The organism is Ideonella azotifigens (assembly GCF_021043325.1).
Lineage (GTDB): Bacteria > Pseudomonadota > Gammaproteobacteria > Burkholderiales > Burkholderiaceae_C > Ideonella > Ideonella azotifigens.
Genome location: NZ_JAJNKD010000006.1, coordinates 126,617 through 140,228 on the forward strand (window position 1 = coordinate 126,617; position 13,612 = coordinate 140,228).

Below are 13,612 nucleotides of genomic sequence, written 5' to 3' on the forward strand. Positions count from 1 at the left end.
TGGGGTGATGCGGCGCAGAATGCCACGATTCGCAGCGGTTCGAGCGCTGCCCCTCACACACAACAACCTCAAAGGAGCGGGCCATGAAGGGCGACGCCAAAGTCATTGAATTCCTGAATGCGCAGCTGAAGAACGAGCTGACCGCCATCAACCAGTACTTCCTGCATGCCCGCATGCTCAAGCATTGGGGCTTGTTGAAGATCGCGGCGCACGAGTACAAGGAATCGATCGAGGAAATGAAGCATGCGGACAAGCTGATCGACCGCATCCTGATGATCGACGGCCTGCCTAACCTGCAGGACCTGGGCAAGCTGTTCATCGGTGAAAACGCCGTCGAGACGCTGCACTGCGACCTGAAGATCGAAATGGGCTCCCATCCGCTGCTGAAGGACGCGATCGCCCACTGCGAAAGCGTGCGCGACTATGTTTCCCGCGACGTGCTGCTGGAGATCCTGGACGACACCGAAGAGCACATCGAGCACCTGGAAACCCAGATCGCGCTGGTGGCCCAGGTCGGCGAGCAGAACTGGCTGCAAAGCCAGATGAACGAAGACGAATCCTGAGCGCCTCGCACACGCGAAGGAAAAGCCGGCCTTGCGCCGGCTTTTTTCATGGGTGCAAGGGCGGCAACGGGTGCGACATTGGCATCACCGGAACGAGCCGCCAGCGTGCAGCGCGTCACGGGACTTGGCCCCACCGGACCACAGGTATTTGAGAAGCATTTGCATTCAGGTTATGCTTCGCCTGCGTTTTCGATTCCCGAGTTCACGTCCCTCGCAGGTTCCCATGATCGTCTGCCTTTGCAACCGCGTCAGCGACCGAGACATCCGCCAAGTCGTCCAGGTGCACGGTGTGCGCGACTTTGAAGTCCTGAAAGACATGACCCGCGCCGCATCCTGCTGCGGCTGCTGCCACGACTGCGCACGCGAAGTCTTCGACGCTGCCTGCGCCACCCAGCCGCACGAAAGCGCGCAGACGACCTGAAGACCTGGCCTGGCGTTCAGTCGCCTGCCAACACCACCTTGTTCCGGCCTTCTCGCTTGGCGCGGTAACAGGCTGAATCGGCGTCCCGCAGGACTTCGGCAGCACTCACATGCCGGCCGTTGACCAGCACCAGTCCCATGCTGCAGCCAACCGAGTGGCTTGCACCTTCCCAGCTCAGCGCGTAGCGGCCAACGTCGGCGCGCAGCGTTTCGGCAATCGCCTGCGCCCGTTCCAGCGGGCAATGCGGCAGCAGCACCGCAAATTCGTCGCCTCCCAGGCGGGCGGCCAGGTCGGAGCGGCGCAGCGGCGCGGCCAGCACCTGGGCAATGCCGCGCAGCAAGGCATCGCCGGCTGCATGGCCGCCGCTGTCGTTGACCTGCTTGAAGCGGTCCAGGTCTATGAACAGCGCGCAGAACGGCGCGTGTCCGGCTTCCTGCGTCAGCGTCTCCAAGGCCGCTTCGAAGGCGCCGCGGTTGGCGAGGCCCGTCAAGGCGTCGTGGCTGGCAGCCCAGGTCAGCTGTTCGCGGTGGTGCCTGGCCTGGGTCACGTCGTCGACGACCCAGATCGTGCCGGCACCGCGGTTGCCTGGCTGCACCACGCGGCCGCGCATGCGGGCCCAGAAGCCTTCGCCGTCCATGCGCTGCAGCCGGACTTCGCCTTCGAAGCTGCCGTGTGACGCAAACGCTGGGCCGATGCGTGCACGCTGCTCGGCATGCGCTGCGTCGTCGGCATACAGCACCCGCGTGCGCTGGCCCACCAGCTGCTCGCGCTCGGCCCGGAAGATCTGGCAAAAGCGCCGGCTGACGACTTCCAGCCGGCCGTGGCGGGTCAGCGCAATGCCCACCTCCGCATGGTCGACCACGGCTTCGAGCTGCTGCAGCAACTCGTTGACCTCCTGCTGGCGCTGGGCGCGTTGTTGCAACAGTTGCTGGAAGGCCCTGGCCATCGCGCCCACCTCGCCATGGCCCACAGGCCAGCGCTCGGCGCTGTCGTCGCCATTGACCAGCATGGCCTCGGCACGGCGCTGCAGCCGCGAGATGGGCCGCACCATGCGCCAGGAGCCGGCGCCCGCCAGGCCGCCGGCCAGCAAGGCTGCCAGCGCCGCAGCAATCCAGGCGCTGCGCCGTGCATCGTGCACCGGCAGCAGGGCGGAGGCCTCCGGGGTCAGGCGCACATGCACCCAGTCCGACAGCGGAATGCCGGCCATGGCCACCAGGTAGCCCTCGGACCACTCGGCCCGGCCCTCGGGCTCGGCCGGGCTGCCTTCCGCCTGCCAGCGGGCGACGACTTCGCGCAGGCCGGGCTCGTCTACCGCCAGGCCGAGCAGGCGACCACTGTCCGGGTGGGCCAGGATGCGGCCTTGCTTGTCCATCACCAGGTCGATCAAGCCATCGGTGCTGGCCTTGATGTTGAGCTGCGCAAACAGGCTGCTCGATTCGAGCAGCAGGCCGCCGGCCAGCAGGCCCAGGTGCCGGCCCTGGGCGTCCAGCACCGGGGCGGCAATGACCAGCAGGGGCGCATTCAGCGTGCGGCTGCGCAGCGGCGCGGAAACCACCGGCTGGTCGCTGTGCATGGCGGCATGGAAGTAGTCGCGGTCGCCCACGTTGGGCAGGTCCTGGGTGCTGCCTGCCTTCTGGTCGACGCGGGCCAGCATCCTGCCGCTTGGCGCCACCGCAAAGGCCCCGTCGAACAGGCTGGCCAGTGCGGTTTCGCCCATCAGCAGTTGCGCCAGCGCGCCGCTGTCTCGCCAGTCGACGCTGCTGCTGTGCTGGGCCACGCGGGTCAGCACCTGGCGCAAGGTGTTCAGCTTGCTGCCCAGCAGCGCGGCGGTGCGCTCGCGGTTGTCGCGCTCCGCATTGAGCAGCATCTGGCGCAGGTCGGCCTGTGTGACCTGAAGCACCAGTTGCGCCGTGCCCAGCGCAGCGAGCACGCCAATCGTCACCACCATCGCGGTGATGCGGAACTTCAGCGTGCGGAGGATGGCGAACTTGCCCAAGGCGCGCGAAGGCTGGCGTGAGCGAAGAGGTGATGCGGCGGCGGCAAAGCGGTTGTCAGTCGCTCAGCAAGCCCTTGGTTTCGATGAAGCGCACCACTTCTGCCAGCCCCTCGCGGGTCTTCAGGTTGGTCATCACGAAGGGTCGGTTCGGCCGCATGCGCCGGGTGTCGGCCTCCATCACCGACAGGTCCGCGCCCACATGCGGCGCGAGGTCGGTCTTGTTGATGACAAACAGGTCGCTCTTGGTGATGCCGGGGCCGCCCTTGCGCGGGATCTTCTCGCCCGCGGCGACGTCGATCACGTAGATCGTCAGGTCGCTCAGTTCGGGGCTGAAGGTGGCGGCCAGGTTGTCGCCGCCGGACTCGATGAAGACGATGTCGGCGTCCGGGAACTGCGCCAGCATGCGGTCCACCGCTTCGAGGTTGATCGAGGCGTCTTCACGGATGGCCGTGTGCGGGCAGCCGCCGGTCTCCACGCCCATGATGCGCTCGGGTGCCAGCGCGCCGGCCACGGTGAGCAGGCGCTGGTCTTCCTTGGTGTAGATGTCGTTGGTGACGACGACCAGGTCCCACTTGTCGCGCATCGTCTTGCACAGCATTTCGACCAGCGTCGTCTTGCCCGAGCCCACCGGGCCGCCAACGCCGACGCGCAGTGGTGGCAAGGTCTTGGTGCGTTGGGCGGGCAGCTGGGTCATGGTGCGGGTCCGGCGATGCAGGTGAAGACAACAAGGGCTTCATCATGACATGCGCGGCGCCTGCCGAAGCGGCCCGAGAACGAGGAGGTGCGCAGGCGGCGGCCGGCCGAAAGGCGAGGGGGAGGACCTGCCGGCCCGCACCGCCGCCTGCGCGAAACTGCCGGGCCGGCCTCAGGCCGCGATGCCCACCGTCAACGATGCGACGTAGCCGGCGCTGTTGCTGCCGCTGATCTCGGCGATCTGCAGTGTGGTGCCGTCGCTGAAGACGTTGTCGGTCGCAAAGCTGATGCTGGCCAGGTTGCTGACGCTTTCCTGATAGCCACTGGCGCTGTAGACCGTGTTCAGCGTGGCCAGCGGGAAGCTGAGCTGCGAGGTCTTGACCTTGTGCGTGGCCGAGGTGGCCACGTCCAGGCTGGGATAGACCTCGAAATGGATGTGCGGCATGCGGCCCGAATAGCAGCCGGGGAAGATGGTGGTGAAGGTTACCTCGCCACTGGCATTCGCTTCCTGCACCCCGCGCAGGTAGCTCACATTGGTCAGCGAGCTGGCGTAGAGCGAGTAGTCACCGCCCTGGTCGCAGTGCCAGAGGTAGACGGCGTAGCCGGCCAGCGAGGCGCAACTGCTGTTGGTGTTGACCAACGTCAACGTCAGTGTCAACGGCACGCCGCTGGCTACCGCGCTGCTGCTGCCCAGGCTGGGCGTGATGTCGCTGCGCACGATGCCGCTGAGCAGCAGTGCGTTGGCGACGCTGCCGTTGACGCTGTTCGAGCCATCGCCAGGGTAGGGACCGGCGGTCTCTTCGGGGATCACCGAGCAGCTGCCGGTCGTGGTGGTCGTCGTGCCGCTGCCACTGCCGCTGCTGCCGGAGTCCGTGCTGGTGTCGGTGGTCGTGCTGCTGCTGTCGCCACCGCCGCCGCAGGCCACCATGGCCAGCGAGCCCAGCGGTGCCAGGCTGCCTGCGGCCAGCCAGCGCAATGCGCGGCGGCGTTGCAGCTCGCGTGGCAGGGTCGCCGGCAGGGACTGCGCAGCGGCCAGCAGGCGCAGGTCGTGTTGCAGGCCTTCGTCGGCATGCGCTGCGTGCGCGCCGGCAATGTTCGGGGCAGTGGATGGCATGTGGGCTCTCCGCCGGTGGACCGGCTTGTGGGCACAGCGGGCAGTGGGTGCCTCGGCGATGTGCTGAGCTGGATGCTCGCGGCCGCAGGTTGCCGCTCTGTTGCTGTTGCGTAAGCCGGAACTCGCGCGTGCGCTGCGTCACGCAGCGCGGCCTGGCGAGCGCCTCAGGAGCGGAACAACCGCGAGTACTGCGCCTCGTGCTGGGCGCTGAGGATGGCCAGCATCGGCGTGCAGGCCTGGCGCTGGTCCTCGGGCAACTGCAGCGTGGCATCTATCACTGCCGGCAAGGCCTCCACCAGCCGCGCCAGCATGCGCTGGCCGGCGCTCTGGCCCAGCGGCACGGACTTGATCGCGGCCTGCACCATGTTCTCGGCCCAGCCAAAGGCATGCGCCAGCAGCGCCTCGCGGCGGGGTGCGCCCGTGTGCAGCGCGGCCAGTGCAAAGGCCACCGGCCAGGTCGGCGCAGGGGCCAGGCTGCCGAGCGCCACCACGCGTGGGTCCTGCGGCTGGCGCTGCAGCAGCCAGAGCTGCAGCGAACGGCCCATTTGCTCGGTCTGCAGCCGCATCTCACTGCTTTCGCGGGTCTGGCGCACCCAGTCGTTCAGCGCGGTGACGCGCACCAGGTCGTGCTGCTGCCAGGCCTCGTGCGCGGCGGCGGCAACGGCCAGGTCGGCACGCGACAGCGCCAGCTTCAGCTGGTCCAGCAACCAGTTGCCGGCCGAGACCTCGTCCCGCACCAGCCCGCTTTCGATCGCCGCTTCCAGTCCTTCCGAATAGCTGAAGCCACCGACCGGCAGCGCTGGCGAGGCCAGCCACATCAGCTGCAGCAGCGCGCTCGGGCTCAGGGCTTCGGCAGAGGCCACGGACTCAGTGATCGTGGCCGTGGTCATGCCCGTGGTCGTGGCCGCAACCGGGGCCATGCACGTGCGGTGCCGCGGCGACGGCAATGCCAATCGGCTTGCCGCGCACCGGCGCAGGGGCCGCGGCAGGCGCGTGATCGTGCCCGTGCCCGTGCCCGTGCCCGTGCCCGTGATCATGGCCTGCGCCGTGGTCGTCATGCGCATGACCGTGGGCATGTCCACCCGCCGCGTAGGCACCGGCCTCCGGCTCGAAGGCGGTCTGTGTTTCCCGCACGATCAAGTGCATTTGCCGCAGCATGTCGGCCAGCACGTGGTCAGGCTCCAGCAGCAGGTGATCGGTCTGCAGCGCCAGTTGCACGTGGCGGTTGCCCAGGTGGTAGGCGGCCCGCATCAGATCGAACGGGCTGCCGTGCTCGGCGCAGGCGCGCACTTCCAGCACCGGCTGTGGCGCGGCCTTGACGGCAATCAGCGAGCCGTCCTCGGCCACCAGCACGTCGCCACCGCGCACCACGCTGCCCCGCGCCAGGAACACGCCCAGCCGCCGGCCGGTGGAATCCTGCGCCTCGAAGCGGCTCTTCTGCCGCACATCCCAGTCCAGCTCCACCGTGGCGGCGCGCTTGAGCAACACAGGGGCCAGGCCCTGGCCGCGGGAAATGAGTTTGCGAATGGTCAGCATGGCAGCGGTTCCCTGGGCGGGGCACAACAGGATCAAGCCGACATGGTACCGGGTGGCAATGCTGGATCAGCCGTTGCTGGCGATGTCGCGGAGTTTGTCTGCATCGAGGATCATGATGCGCTTGTAGACGGCGGCGACCACGGCTTCGTCGGCGAGTTGGCGCAGTTCCTTGTTCATGGTCTGGCGCGAGACGCCCAGCATCGTCGCCAGATCGCCTTGCGACAGGCCGATGCTGAGACTCTGGCCGCTGCGCAGCGGTGTGCCGGTCTGGCCGGCCAGGCTGGCCAGCGTGGCGGCCAGGCGCACCCGCAGCGAACCCAGCACCTGCTGGTGCAGGCTCTGCAGGCTTTCACGCTGGCGCCGCAGCGCCAGGCGCGAGACGTCCTTCCAGAGCCTGGGCTCTGCGTCCAGCTCGGCGATCACAGCGTCTGCCGGCAGGTGGATGACCTGCGACTCCTCATGCGCCGTGTAGTTGTAGAAACCCAGGGGGGTTTCGTCCAGCAGCCGCACCAGCGGGGCCACATGGCCGGGTGACATGAAGCTGTGCAGGTACTTGCGGCCGTCGGCATTGGTGCGGCTGATCTCCACCATGCCCGAGACCAGCACCAGCAACTCGCGCCGCGCAATGTCGTGCCCCAGCACCAGCGCACCGCGCGCATGGCGCACCAGCCGTGCCGACTGCATCAGGTTGGCAATGCGAGGATAGGGCCATTCGGAAAACAGCTCGGTCCAGCGCAGCACGCGCTGGATCAGCAGGCTGTTGTCGCGCAGCGTCTCGCCATCGGCTTGATCGGCTTCGGTGGACGGGCTCGGGGTGTCATCAGGGGTAGGCAAGGGCGCGGCGCGATGGCAGTGTGAAGAAGTTCTATTGCCGCGGATCTTCCCCATTCTGTCAATCGGTTGACAGATTTGGCCGAGGGCCGCGGCCTATCGTTGTCAAGGACAGGCACGGTGCAGCTGGCACCCGGGCCTGTCCACCGCAGGGAGTCCAAAACATGAAATATCAGGCCAGCATCCTCGCTCACGATGCTTTCTTATTCAAGACCCGCATGTCGCTCGGCAGCGCGGTCTTGCTGGGCGCTGCTTGGGCCTCACCGGTGTGGGCTGGCAGCGTCACCGTGTCTGGCGCGCTGGACCAGTACGTGGCCTGGGCCAAGGCCGGCTCGCGCACCCAGTACCGGGTGGACGATGGCGGCAACATCGCCTCGCGCATCAACTTCAAGGGCACCGAAGATCTTGGGGATGGGCTGCGTGCCAATTTTCTGATGGAGAGTGGCTTCAACGCCGACACCGGCACGGGTACCGTGCCCGGGCCTGATTTCGGCTGGACGCGGCAGATCTATGTGGGCCTCGCCGGCCGCTGGGGCTCGGTCGACCTGGGCCGCATGTACACCCCCGTCTTCTATGGCATCTACCGGGCCGATCCGTTTGGCCTGAACGTGGTGTTCTCGCCGCTGAACCTGGTTTCGGCCATTGACGGCCAGACGCGGCTGAACCCGTTTGCGGGTCGCGGCAGCAACATGCTGCGCTACCGCACCCCGGCCGAGTCGCCGCTGATCCTGGACCTTGCGTGGGCACCGGGCGAGTCGCTGGTCGAGAGCCGCCACAGCGGGGACTTGGTCGGGGGCCGCATCGGCTGGGCCACCGACACCTTCTACCTCGGCTATGGTCTTCAGCGCGCGCGCGAAGGCTCCGCCGCCAGGCCCGTGCCCACGCCTGCCACGTCCAAGTACCAGGCCTTCAGCGCCTCGTACAAGTTCAACGAGCAGTTCCAGCTGACGGCCAACTTCGTTCGCAACACCTCGAACCTGGACGGCGTGCCGGCTGCCCGCATCACCTCGCTCGGCACCAGCTGGACGATTGCGACCACCACCACCTTGTTGGCCGAGGTCGCCCGGCGGGAACTGCACGACAGCCCGCGCGGCCAGATCGTGATGACCTTGGGTGCGGACTACTACCTCAGCAAGCGCACCGTGCTGTACGGCCGCGCACTGGGGCTGAACAACCGCGGTGGCTCGTCGGTCAGCATGGCGCAGGTGGCCATCACACCCGGCAGCGACGAAGACACCAAGGTGGTGGCCTTGGGCATGCGGCACAGCTTCTAGGCACCGTCCGAACCAGAGCAGTCCATGAAAGAAAGTCAAACCACGCCAGACGACGCCTTGCTGCACCAGGCCGAAGAGGCCGTGCTCTATGCCTATCCGGTGTACGAGATGTGCCGCATGCGCGCGCTGACCTCGCCGCAGCGACTGCCCGGCGGCGAAGCCCTGGCACCACCGCGGCGCTGGTGCAATCGCTTCATGCACGCCCGCCGGCTGATGCGGCCAGGCCAGAGCCGCGTGCCCACCCCCAATCACGACACGCTCTATTCCACCGCCTGGCTGGACCTGGCGGACGGCGCCTGGGTGCTGGACATGCCCGGCATGGCGGGCCGCTACCACGTGATGGGCTTGCTGGACATGTTCACCAACCCGTTTGCGCACCTCGGCCAGCGCCTCACCGGCAACCAGGCGCGCAGCTTCCTGATCACCGGGCCTGGCTGGCGTGGCGAGGTGCCGGCTGCCTTTCGTGGTCGCCACGAGCATGTGATCTCTCCGACACGCTGGGTCTGGCTGCTGGGCCGGATGCTGGTCGAGGAAGACGAGCGCGACCTGCCGGCGGCCCATGCGCTGCAGAACGCGATCCGTCTCTCCAGCCTGCCGGACTGGGAGGCCGGCCGGCCCAGCGAGGCCACGGCCTTCGACCCCGAATGCGACCCGAACGCTGCGCTGGATGCCACGCTGTTTGCGACCCAGGTCAACCGCGCGCTGCGTGACGACCCGCCGCCCGAGGACGATGCGTGGCTCAAGGCCGCACTGGCCAGTGCGGGCCTGGGCCCAGGCTGGCCGGTGCCGGAAGGCGAACAGCTCGCGTTGCTGCAGAAGGGGCTGGACCAGGCGCTGACGCGGCTGCGCACGCTGGAGAACGGCCGTCGCACCATGACCGGCTGGCTGCAGATGCCGCTGATCGGCAACACCTTTGCGCAGGACTATGAGTTCCGCGCGCTGGTCGCCTTGAAATACATCGGCATGCTCGAGAGCCGCGAGGCCACCTACTCGCTGGCACTGAACGATTCGCAGGGCCGGCCCCTCACCGGCAGCCACCGCTACCGCATGCGCTTCAAGCCAGGCACCTTGCCACGCGTCTATGCCTTCTGGTCGCTCACGCTTTACAGCAACGCCGATGGCATGCTGGTGCCCAACGTGCTGCACCGCCATGCGATTGGCGACCGCACGCCCGGCCTGCAGTACGACGCCGACGGTGGTCTGACACTGACACTCTCGCACGAGCCGCCGCAAGACCAGTTCGACATGCCCTCCGCGCGCGCCAACTGGCTGCCCGCGCCCGCCGATGGCTTCTACCTCTGCCTGAGGTTTTACCTGCCCAGCGACGCGGTGCTGGAGTCGCGCACGCCGCTGCCGCCACTGCAGCGCGAGGAGGGCATCGTCGCGGGGTGATAGGGTGCGGGCACGCGATGCGTCCCATGCCCTCCCACCCGATGCACCTGAAGTTCCGCTTTTCCCCCTGGCGCCTGGCTTTGCAGGTCTGGCCTTGCCTGCTCGCACCCGCCAGCCACGCTGCACCGGCCGATGACGCCGCCACGAGCTACCCCACGCGGCAGATCACATTGATCGTGCCCACCGCGGCGGCAGGCGGCACCGACACCGTGGCCCGGCTCTTCGCACCCGCGCTGGCGCAGCTGCTCAAGCAGCCGGTGTTGGTCGAGAACAAACCCGGCGCCAATGGCATCCTCGGCGCTGACGCGGTGGCCCATGCGCCCCCGGATGGTCACAAGCTGCTGTTCGCCTACGCCGCGGCCATGGTGGTCAACCCCAGCCTCTACCGCAAGCTGCCGTACGACACCTTGCGCGACTTCGTGCCCGTCGTGCAGATCGGCAGGGGAGGCAACCTGCTGCTGGTGCGCAGCGACATGCCGGTCAAGACGCTGCAGGACTTTGTTGCCTATGCCAAGGCCCGGCCTGGCCAGCTCAGCTACTGCTCCTGGGGCGCAGGCTCCGGCGGCCATCTCGCGATGGAAAGCCTCAGCAGGCAGGCCGGACTGCAGATGACGCATGTGCCCTACAAAGGCACCGCACCTTGCGTGCAGGACCTGCTGGGTGGCCAGGTCAACGCGGCATTTGCCGACACCACCTCCACGGTGGAACTCGTCAAGGCGGGCAAGCTGCGCCCGCTGGTCAACAGCGGCCCGGCCCGGCTGCCGCTGATGCCGGATGTGCCCACGATGAACGAAGCAGGCCACCCGTTCACCACCTATGCCTGGTACGGCCTTTTCGCTCCCGCCGGCACGCCGGACGCCATCGTGCACAAGCTCAACCGGGTCGTGAACCAGCTGATCCAGGATCCCGCCATCCGCCGGCGCATGAACGAGCTGAACACCAACGAGATGCAATCCAACACCCCGGAAGACTTCGCCGCCACCATCCGCCAAGACCTGAAGGACTGGGGCCAGTTGGTGCGGCAGACGGGGGTGGTGCTGGACTGAGGACGTGCGCTGATAGGGCCCCGCTGGGGTCGGCGCTGCCTTGTTGCTGCCGCACGATGAGAGCCTGGCGGAGCACGGCGTCGCCGCGCATCAGGCGCCCAGCAGCTCGGTCAGATGCAAAAAGCTGCGCGCATGAAGGTCGTTGCCGTCCTGCGGTGACACGTCCTTGATCTGCGACGCACCGAATTCGAGGGGGCGTTCGATGTAGGCCGTGCCCAGGCCGCAGGCGCGGGCGGCGGCGAGGTCGTCATGATGGGCTGCCACCAGCATGACCTGCGCGGGCTGAACGTCCAGCAGCCTGGCCACGCCCAGGTAGGTCGCGGGATCTGGCTTGTAGCGCTGGAAGGTTTCGGCGGAGAGCACGCAGTCCCAGGGCAGGCCGCCGCCGTGGCGGGCCAGGTCCACCAGCAGGCTGAGGTTGCCGTTCGACAGCGTGGTGAGGATGAAGCGCTGCTTCAGGCGCTGCAGGCCGGCCACCACGTCGGGCCACGGATCCAGCCTGTGCCACGCAAAGTTCAGTGCATGGCGCTGTTCTTCAGGCATGGCCTGGAGACCGAAGCGGGGCAGGATTTCGTCGAGGATCTGCCGGTGCAGGTCGTCGATGCGCGTCCAGCCTTGCTCACCGCGCATCACGCGTTGCATCGCCGGCCGGTAGCCCCCGCGCCAGGCCAGCGCAAAGGCATTGGCATCCACCGCCAGGCCCAGCGCTTCGACTTCGCGCACGATGCCGCCGTGCCAGTCGACCACCGTGCCGAAGACGTCGAAGGCGAGGACTTTGGGTTGGGAGAAGGGTGTCATGTCTCGGGTCCCGGAATGCGCTCGGCGCTGCACATTGCACAGTACCTGGCTTGCGGTGTGCGCAGAGGCTTTCCGCAGGCATGGCAAGGTGGTCCGTAGATGCTGAGCCGATGATGGAAGAGCGCGTTGGGGTTGGTTTCCTCAAAGCCGGTGATCTGCGAATAGGCGGCGAGGGCTTGCTGGCCGAAACCCTTCTCCTGGGCTTCCGCCAGCGAGCATTGATGTGTCTCTCGGTATCGCTTGATCTGCTCGAACGCATTCGTCAGATGAGGTGACACCGAGTTCCACTCCGCCTCCGTGAGCATCGGGATTTCCATTCTGCAGCGCCAACAGTAGATGGTCGAGGGCATGGCGTGGTAGTCGATGCGCGGAGCATCGCTGGGTGCTTCAAGTCTGGAGGCCGACATCTTGCCCGACGCCTTCAACTCAGCGGGATGCGTCTGCGGAAATCGCTGTCGGCGGCTTGCCGGTCTGCCGGTTCTCAGTGTTGAGGACGGGTATAGAGCGGGAGCGAGGATGCTCCCGCGGAAGCTGCGGGTTTGCCGGGCTGCGCTGCTTCAACCCTTGTTCGTCGCCAGCTTCTCGCCCAACTCGGCGTCTATGGCCTTGGCGGCTTGGTAGGCAGGACGTTCGCTCAAGCCCGCCGTGTAGGCCTCGAACTCGGGCCGCTTGGGAATGCCATTGAAGGCCATGCCCCACATCACATGGGAGCCGACGTACACGTCTGCCGCGCTGAAACGGTCACCGGCAATGTAGCGCTTGCCCTTGAGCGCCCGCGCCAAGGTGTCCAGCGTGTGTTCGTAGGTGCCATAGCCCACCATGCGTTGCTGTTCGGGGCTGATGTCTACCTTCAGCGACTGGTTGGTCACGGCGGCTTCCAGCGGGCCGGCGGCGAAGAACAGCCAGCGGTAGTAGTCGGCACGGTCCGGGTTGGCTGGCGCCAGGCCGGATTCGGGAAATGCATCCGCCAGGTAGGCGCAAATGGCGGCGCATTCGGTCACGACCTGGCCGCGGTGCACGACGGTGGGCACCTTGCCCATCGGGTTCAGCGCGAGGTAGCTGGCGTCCTTCATCGCCGGGCCGAAGCCCAGCACCTGTTGCCGGTAGGGCGTGCCGACTTCCTCCAGCATCCAGCGAACGATGCCGCCACGGGACCAGGGGTGGGTGTAGAAGACCAGTTCCGTGTCGGTTGATTCGGTCAATGCCATGGCGTTCCTCCTTGGGTGGGTGGTGCGAGCCTGCATTGTTGGCCTCGGCCAGCGGCGCGTTCAAGGCCCTTCTGCTGCAGGCGTTCCCTGGTGATACAGCAGTTGCCAGCCCTGCTGCGTGCGCCGCCAGACGGACGAGCGATGTGTGGCGTTGACCAGCGTGTCGCCAGTCGCGCGGTGGGCCGACTGGTAGGTGAGCAAGGCCGTGTCCGGGCCCAGGGGCGTGACCGCGTGGCCCCAGGCCAGCACGTCCGGCCAGTGGGCCTGGCCGGCGAGGAACTGCAGCACCGTCTCGCGGGTGTATGGGCGGCCGGAGCGGCCCACTTCGTGGAAGTCGGCATGCAGCAGTTCTTCCAGACGCGATGGTGAGCAGCGTGCGCCTGGGTGATGCAGCTCGGCTTCCAGGGCCTGCAGTGTGGCGCGCAGCGCGGCGTGAGGGGATGCCGATGCGCCAGCGTCCACCGGCGCAAAGCGCGCCTGGCTGCGGCCCTCACTGGTGATCTCCCCGGTGAACATCTCGAACGGGCGCACCCACCAGCCGGTCTGGTTGTAGAGCGGCCGGTAGACCACGAACGCTTCCAGGCTCTCGCTGTGGCGGGCCACGCCGACCACCTCGTATTCGCCGCCCTTGTAGTGGCGGTAGCGGCCCAGTTGAAGCTGGGGCAGGGCGGGCAGGGCTTCGGATTCGCTCATGCAGGTCTTCTGGTTTTCGGCTGGGATCGGCAGGGTAGCCCAGCCAG

The 13,612-nt window shown here is 67.4% G+C and carries 15 protein-coding genes; 5 read left to right on the plus strand and 10 right to left on the minus strand.

Annotation, left to right across the window (positions count from 1 at the left end; all coding sequences use genetic code 11):
- Positions 1-83 precede the first annotated feature (83 nt).
- On the plus strand, positions 84-563 hold the full coding sequence (gene bfr, locus LRH25_RS14955) for a bacterioferritin (RefSeq protein ID WP_141289844.1): 480 nt from the start codon (positions 84-86) through the stop codon (positions 561-563).
- A gap of 223 nt (positions 564-786) precedes the next feature.
- Positions 787-984 carry a (2Fe-2S)-binding protein gene (locus LRH25_RS14960; protein WP_141289845.1) on the plus strand — a complete coding sequence of 66 codons (198 nt, stop codon included), beginning with the start codon at positions 787-789 and terminating at the stop codon, positions 982-984.
- Between the two features lie 16 nt (positions 985-1,000).
- On the opposite strand, the gene LRH25_RS14965 is transcribed toward LRH25_RS14960, so the two are convergent.
- The 6 genes from LRH25_RS14965 to LRH25_RS14990 all read right to left on the minus strand — a co-directional run bounded on the left by LRH25_RS14965 (position 1,001) and on the right by LRH25_RS14990 (position 7,157).
- Positions 1,001-2,980 (minus strand): sensor domain-containing diguanylate cyclase, encoded by a 1,980-nt coding sequence (locus LRH25_RS14965; protein ID WP_231011488.1) that lies wholly within the window; start codon positions 2,978-2,980, stop codon positions 1,001-1,003.
- Positions 2,981-3,035: 55 nt separating this feature from the next.
- Entirely contained in the window at positions 3,036-3,674 is a 639-nt protein-coding gene (gene ureG, locus LRH25_RS14970; RefSeq protein ID WP_141286605.1) for an urease accessory protein UreG, read from the minus strand.
- Between the two features lie 171 nt (positions 3,675-3,845).
- The gene (locus LRH25_RS14975; protein WP_141286603.1) at positions 3,846-4,787 is read right to left on the minus strand and encodes a peptidase associated/transthyretin-like domain-containing protein; all 942 of its coding nucleotides are present in this window, start codon (positions 4,785-4,787) and stop codon (positions 3,846-3,848) included.
- Positions 4,788-4,951: 164 nt separating this feature from the next.
- Positions 4,952-5,677, minus strand: a complete 726-nt coding sequence (locus tag LRH25_RS14980) for an urease accessory protein UreF (RefSeq protein WP_141286601.1) — start codon at positions 5,675-5,677, stop codon at positions 4,952-4,954.
- Complete coding sequence (gene ureE, locus LRH25_RS14985; protein WP_141286599.1) at positions 5,655-6,323, minus strand: urease accessory protein UreE; 669 nt, start codon at positions 6,321-6,323, stop codon at positions 5,655-5,657. The genes LRH25_RS14980 and ureE overlap by 23 nt, the downstream gene beginning before the upstream one ends.
- 66 nt (positions 6,324-6,389) lie before the next feature.
- Entirely contained in the window at positions 6,390-7,157 is a 768-nt protein-coding gene (locus LRH25_RS14990; protein ID WP_231011489.1) for a Crp/Fnr family transcriptional regulator, read from the minus strand.
- 161 nt (positions 7,158-7,318) lie between these two features.
- Here LRH25_RS14990 and LRH25_RS14995 point away from each other — a divergent pair, with 161 nt between their 5' ends.
- From LRH25_RS14995 to LRH25_RS15005, 3 genes are read left to right on the plus strand one after another with little or no spacing between them, the layout of a single operon-like run.
- On the plus strand, positions 7,319-8,428 hold the full coding sequence (locus tag LRH25_RS14995) for a porin (protein ID WP_231011490.1): 1,110 nt from the start codon (positions 7,319-7,321) through the stop codon (positions 8,426-8,428).
- Between the two features lie 24 nt (positions 8,429-8,452).
- A complete protein-coding gene (locus LRH25_RS15000; protein ID WP_141286597.1) occupies positions 8,453-9,820 on the plus strand; it encodes a DUF1254 domain-containing protein in 1,368 nt (455 codons plus the stop codon).
- A gap of 26 nt (positions 9,821-9,846) precedes the next feature.
- Complete coding sequence (locus LRH25_RS15005) at positions 9,847-10,866, plus strand: Bug family tripartite tricarboxylate transporter substrate binding protein (protein WP_231011491.1); 1,020 nt, start codon at positions 9,847-9,849, stop codon at positions 10,864-10,866.
- A gap of 90 nt (positions 10,867-10,956) precedes the next feature.
- On the opposite strand, the gene LRH25_RS15010 is transcribed toward LRH25_RS15005, so the two are convergent.
- From LRH25_RS15010 to LRH25_RS33105, 4 genes are all read right to left on the minus strand, one after another.
- Complete coding sequence (locus LRH25_RS15010) at positions 10,957-11,664, minus strand: haloacid dehalogenase type II (protein ID WP_141286595.1); 708 nt, start codon at positions 11,662-11,664, stop codon at positions 10,957-10,959.
- The gene (locus tag LRH25_RS15015; RefSeq protein WP_141286593.1) at positions 11,661-12,014 is read right to left on the minus strand and encodes a hypothetical protein; all 354 of its coding nucleotides are present in this window, start codon (positions 12,012-12,014) and stop codon (positions 11,661-11,663) included. The genes LRH25_RS15010 and LRH25_RS15015 overlap by 4 nt, the downstream gene beginning before the upstream one ends.
- Before the next feature lie 207 nt (positions 12,015-12,221).
- Positions 12,222-12,872: a glutathione S-transferase family protein gene (locus LRH25_RS15020; protein ID WP_141286591.1), complete on the minus strand. Its 651-nt coding sequence runs from the start codon at positions 12,870-12,872 to the stop codon at positions 12,222-12,224.
- Between the two features lie 60 nt (positions 12,873-12,932).
- Positions 12,933-13,565 (minus strand): DUF1653 domain-containing protein, encoded by a 633-nt coding sequence (locus LRH25_RS33105; RefSeq protein ID WP_170200790.1) that lies wholly within the window; start codon positions 13,563-13,565, stop codon positions 12,933-12,935.
- Between the last annotated feature and the right edge of the window lie 47 nt (positions 13,566-13,612).

Coding starts and splice junctions, on each gene's coding strand:
- LRH25_RS15000 (WP_141286597.1), top strand. CDS start 8,453: ATGAAAGAAAGTCAAACCACGCCAGACGACGCCTTGCTGCACCAGGCC.
- LRH25_RS15020 (WP_141286591.1), bottom strand. CDS start 12,872: ATGGCATTGACCGAATCAACCGACACGGAACTGGTCTTCTACACCCAC.
- ureE (WP_141286599.1), bottom strand. CDS start 6,323: ATGCTGACCATTCGCAAACTCATTTCCCGCGGCCAGGGCCTGGCCCCT.
- LRH25_RS33105 (WP_170200790.1), bottom strand. CDS start 13,565: ATGAGCGAATCCGAAGCCCTGCCCGCCCTGCCCCAGCTTCAACTGGGC.
- ureG (WP_141286605.1), bottom strand. CDS start 3,674: ATGACCCAGCTGCCCGCCCAACGCACCAAGACCTTGCCACCACTGCGC.
- LRH25_RS14960 (WP_141289845.1), top strand. CDS start 787: ATGATCGTCTGCCTTTGCAACCGCGTCAGCGACCGAGACATCCGCCAA.
- LRH25_RS15005 (WP_231011491.1), top strand. CDS start 9,847: ATGCCCTCCCACCCGATGCACCTGAAGTTCCGCTTTTCCCCCTGGCGC.
- bfr (WP_141289844.1), top strand. CDS start 84: ATGAAGGGCGACGCCAAAGTCATTGAATTCCTGAATGCGCAGCTGAAG.
- LRH25_RS15015 (WP_141286593.1), bottom strand. CDS start 12,014: ATGCCCTCGACCATCTACTGTTGGCGCTGCAGAATGGAAATCCCGATG.
- LRH25_RS14975 (WP_141286603.1), bottom strand. CDS start 4,787: ATGCCATCCACTGCCCCGAACATTGCCGGCGCGCACGCAGCGCATGCC.
- LRH25_RS15010 (WP_141286595.1), bottom strand. CDS start 11,664: ATGACACCCTTCTCCCAACCCAAAGTCCTCGCCTTCGACGTCTTCGGC.
- LRH25_RS14995 (WP_231011490.1), top strand. CDS start 7,319: ATGAAATATCAGGCCAGCATCCTCGCTCACGATGCTTTCTTATTCAAG.
- LRH25_RS14980 (WP_141286601.1), bottom strand. CDS start 5,677: ATGACCACGGCCACGATCACTGAGTCCGTGGCCTCTGCCGAAGCCCTG.